The sequence below is a fragment of the Algoriphagus oliviformis genome, assembly GCF_017254915.1.
Classification (GTDB): Bacteria; Bacteroidota; Bacteroidia; order Cytophagales; family Cyclobacteriaceae; genus Algoriphagus; species Algoriphagus oliviformis.
In genome coordinates this window covers 1-575 of record NZ_JAFKCT010000035.1, presented here as the reverse complement: position 1 = coordinate 575, position 575 = coordinate 1, and the positions used below count along the sequence as shown (strand labels likewise).

Here is a 575-nt window from a genome sequence, read left to right as displayed (position 1 = left end):
TTGTCCAGACTCATTTCCAGCTTTTGGGCTCCCTGGCGGTAGTCTTTGTAGCCGAAGGTGATTTGCTTTCGGCCGATGCCGAGGATGCGGTGGTTGGAGATGGCCACTTTGTGGGTATACCTGCCTAGGTATTCGAGCACCGCTTTGGGATGGCCAAAGGGCCGCTTGGCGTACACCACCCACTCTTTTTGAAAAAGCTGGTTGACCAGTTCCTTTCCCGGTTCGATGCGGGACTTGAGTGCTTTGACATACTTGGCCCGGAAGACTTTGCTCATCGCCTTGACCGGAAACAGGTACTTGCCCTGGGTTTTGGCCGTCTTCCAGTTGCCTCTTTTGGTCAGCCCTCCTCCCGGCACGATGCAGTGCAGGTGGGGATGCAGCGTCAGGGTTTGCCCCCAAGTGTGCAGGATGGCAATCATTCCCGCTTTGGCTCCCAGATGCCCGGGGTCTTTGGCAAAGCAGGCGACTGTTTGCCAAGCGGCTTCAAACAGGCTGTCATAGACGGCCTTGGGCTGGTACATCGCCAGGGGATTCAGCGTGTCGGGCAGGGTGAACACGACGTGGAAATAGGGCAC

The 575-nt window shown here is 57.0% G+C and carries 1 protein-coding gene; it reads right to left on the bottom strand.

The features are described from left to right. Nucleotides 1-575 (bottom strand): IS91 family transposase (locus J0A68_RS22445; RefSeq protein WP_206580502.1); only part of this gene is annotated, 575 nt, incomplete at both ends.